This window comes from Armatimonas sp., assembly GCF_043760365.1.
Lineage (GTDB): Bacteria > Armatimonadota > Armatimonadia > Armatimonadales > Armatimonadaceae > Armatimonas.
Genome location: NZ_JAYUPA010000830.1, coordinates 1 through 3,179, shown reverse-complemented (window position 1 = coordinate 3,179; position 3,179 = coordinate 1). Strand labels below are relative to the sequence as shown.

Below are 3,179 nucleotides of genomic sequence, written 5' to 3'. Positions count from 1 at the left end.
CAACACATCTGAGGCGCGCCTGCCGCACCTGTTCTACGACATTGACCTCCTGCTTGGGGTAGCCCACACGCCCGAGACACTCTACTTCCACGCGCAGTTTCGCCGTGAGTCTCCCAATGTACTGGGAGAAGATTTTCTCATCCTTCCTCAGATCTCAGGCAGCGGGCGCTTTCTGGGCTGCAATCTCGGAGTCATCGCCGACGAGCGCTACGAGGGCGCGTGGTGGGGTGAGGGAGAGGTAAAGGTCTGGATAGGCGACGATACCCACCCGACACTGTGTGGCACCGGCACCGAGGACTACATCGGCACGGGCTGGGGCCAAGGAGCCTACGCGCAGCGTACCCAGGGCTGCCCCATCGCCGATAGTGCACAGCGCCAGTGGGCGTTTTACCGCTACCATGTGGACGATCCGATTTACTTTGACGGAAGCTGCCGCGTGGCCATCCAGACCATCGGAGGCACGGCCAAAGAGAAAGTGATCGCCCTGCAAGAAAAAAACGTCGCTCTGACTCCTGTCAGCATTGACACGGGCCAGCCCGGCGGCTTTATCCAGCTCATGGATCTGCCCCAACCCCTAGACCTCGCTACCCAGCCCGACGGTTGGTGTAACTTCTGGCGCCAAGACGACTGGTCTGCAACAGCCTACTTCTACCTCGATACCCCAGAATAGGAGCGCAAAAAAACAAAAACCTCCGCAGGATACGGAGGTTGATAGCCCGTGCGGGATTCGAACCCGCGATCTCCTGACTGAGAATCAGGCATCCTGGACCCCTAGACGAACGGGCCACAAGTGTTTTGGAGAAAACACACGGAGATGACGGGGCTCGAACCCGCGACCTCTGCCTTGACAGGGCAGCGCTCTAACCAACTGAGCTACACCTCCACAAACCAACCAATCCCCATCCACAACACAATGGGCGAGGAGGGATTTGAACCCCCGACCACCTGTTTGTAAGACAGGCGCTCTACCGCTGAGCTACTCGCCCTGAAGCAGACGCGGAGGGTATTTTAACATGAGAGTCTTCTCTTGTCAAGAGTGCGCTTTGGATTTCTTGACAGCGCCCCCACAAGACAGTACACTCCCCAGTATGCGTCTCTCCGTTATCACCGATGAGATCGCGCAGGATCTGTCTTATGCTCTGGCTGTAATGTCAGAATATGGCCTCCAAGAGGCGGAGCTGCGCAATGTCTATGGTAAGTATATTGTTGATGCCGATGAGGATCTGCTGCGCCGTGTCGAGCAGGATCTCGCGGCGGGTGGGTTCACTGTCCCGTGCATTGACACTCCCCTCTACAAGTGCGATTTGGCCGGGCTGGCCGCCGCAACGGGGGCGACCCACAATGCCCAGGAGCGCACTCTCGACGACCAAATCCCACTTCTGGAGCGAAGCATTGCTCTGTGTAAGCGCTTCAATGCTCCTTATATCCGTATCTTCGCTTTTTGGCGACGTGGCCCGCTCACCGATGAGATCGAGGATCGGATCGCTCAGGAGCTGGTGCGGCCTTGCCAGATCGCGGAGGCGGCGGGGGTGACTCTGCTCCTAGAGAACGAGCATGCTTGCTATCTGGGAAGCGGCGTGGAGACCGCACGGATGATCGCGCGGGTGAACTCTCCGGCCTTGAAGATGCTCTGGGATCCGGGCAACGCGCTCCATGCGGGTGAGCTGCCTTTTCCTACAGGCTGGGAAGCCGCCCGCTCCTACACCGAGCACATTCATATAAAAGATGCGCGAAGGCTGAGCGAGGATAAGCTAGCCTGGACGGTGGTAGGCGAGGGAGATATTGACTACAAAGGTCAGATCGCGGCGCTCAAAGCCAGCAACTACTCCGGTGTTATCGCGCTGGAGACACACTATAAAGCCCCCGGCGGCGACTCGGAAACCTCGTCGCGTGCCTGTTTGGAAGGGATGATTCAGCTATGTCGTTGATGGGAATGAAGCAGCATATCCAAAAGTTTTCCTTGCCTATTGTGGCATTTATTGGCATCAGTATGCTTGGCACATCGGTCTATAGTGGGCTGGGGCGCAACTCCGGCAGTGCGCGTACACGTAGCGAGGCGAAGGCCGAAACGACTCTCGCCCAGGTAGGCAGCCAGGCAGTGACGCAGCGCATGTTGGACCGGCTCATCGAGCCACAGCTCCAGCAGTTCAAGATGTTCGGAATGCCTCCGCCCCCTGCAGAGGCACTAGATGGCTACCGGCTCCGGGCACTCGACGGCATCAAGTCCCAGGAAGCACTGGTCGTCGCCGCTCAGAAAGCGGGCATCACCATTAGCGACGAGGAAATACAAAAAGGCACCGATGAGGTCTGGGAGACACAGGTGCGCAGCAAGATCGCCCAGCAGCTCACGCTCAGTGAGAAGGCAACGGATAAAGAGATCAACGACACCCTTGCAAAGCAAGGAGCCAATATTAGTGTCGAAAGCCTTAAAGAGCAGCTTATTCTTCCTGATTCCCTCAGGATTAAACTCTTCAACGACAAGCTCACCAAGCAACAGGCAGAGAAGCTTATCGCGGTTGAGACCTATAAAGTGCGGCATATTCTCATCAACTGGGATGGTAAAAAGACCACGGAAGCTGCTGCCAAAGCCAAGGCCGAGAAGCTCCTGGCCGATGTCAAGACGACTCCTGCCAAATTTGCGGAGCTTGCCAAGGCCAATAGCGAGGATCCAGGCTCTAAGGACAAAGGCGGCCTCTACGAGTGGAAAAAAGAAGAGCTTGCGGGCCTAGTTCCTGAGTTCAAGGCCGCCATTGCGACTCTCAAGCCGGGTGAGACCACGCCCGCGCTGGTACGTCACGCCGATCCGAAAAGCTACAGTGGTTTTCACATTATCCATCTGGATGCCATCAGCAAAGCCACCCAGGAGAAGCGAGAGGAGCTAGCGCGTGCTGAGATCACCAAGCTCGTGGATGCGGCGGCTCCGGGGATCAAGGTCGAGGTGCAGGATCCGGGCATGCGCGCGATGCAGCTCTTCCAGGATGCCTCGAAAGATCCCGCTAAGCCCGATGTGAAGCTGCTCAACCAGGCACTAGCCGAGCTAGATAAAATCAAAAAAGAGGACGATCCCGCAGGAGTTGTCCCCTTGCGCAAGGCCGCGATTCTGGAGAAACTCAAGCAACCAGAGAAGGCAATTGCCGCTCTCGAAGATGCGATTCAGTCCAATGGGGACAAGGTTGAGA

Annotated in this window: 3 protein-coding genes and 3 tRNA genes; 3 read left to right on the top strand and 3 right to left on the bottom strand. The window is 57.2% G+C overall.

The genetic code is table 11. From position 1 onward, the window contains the following. A partial coding sequence (locus ACH2EH_RS20450; protein WP_395144608.1) for a glycoside hydrolase family 172 protein occupies positions 1 to 670 on the top strand: 670 nt, incomplete at its 5' end. 42 nt (positions 671 to 712) lie between these two features. On the opposite strand, the gene ACH2EH_RS20445 is transcribed toward ACH2EH_RS20450, so the two are convergent. The 3 genes from ACH2EH_RS20445 to ACH2EH_RS20435 all read right to left on the bottom strand — a co-directional run bounded on the left by ACH2EH_RS20445 (position 713) and on the right by ACH2EH_RS20435 (position 986). Continuing rightward, positions 713 to 786 (bottom strand) — tRNA-Glu (locus tag ACH2EH_RS20445). Between the two features lie 23 nt (positions 787 to 809). After that, positions 810 to 883, bottom strand: a tRNA-Asp gene (locus ACH2EH_RS20440). Positions 884 to 914: 31 nt separating this feature from the next. Continuing rightward, a tRNA-Val gene (locus tag ACH2EH_RS20435) sits at positions 915 to 986 on the bottom strand. A gap of 102 nt (positions 987 to 1,088) precedes the next feature. On the opposite strand from ACH2EH_RS20435, the gene ACH2EH_RS20430 reads away from it, so the two are divergent. Together ACH2EH_RS20430 and ACH2EH_RS20425 are read left to right on the top strand one after the other, a co-directional pair. After that, a complete protein-coding gene (locus ACH2EH_RS20430) occupies positions 1,089 to 1,928 on the top strand; it encodes a sugar phosphate isomerase/epimerase family protein (RefSeq protein ID WP_395144606.1) in 840 nt (279 codons plus the stop codon). Continuing rightward, positions 1,919 to 3,179, top strand: a 1,261-nt coding sequence (locus ACH2EH_RS20425; protein ID WP_395144604.1) for a peptidylprolyl isomerase, incomplete at its 3' end; no start/stop codon positions are given. The genes ACH2EH_RS20430 and ACH2EH_RS20425, both read left to right, overlap by 10 nt.

What these genes read in the sequence shown, in the direction of transcription:
- ACH2EH_RS20430 (WP_395144606.1), top strand. Translation starts at nt 1,089, where the DNA reads ATGCGTCTCTCCGTTATCACCGATGAGATCGCGCAGGATCTGTCTTAT.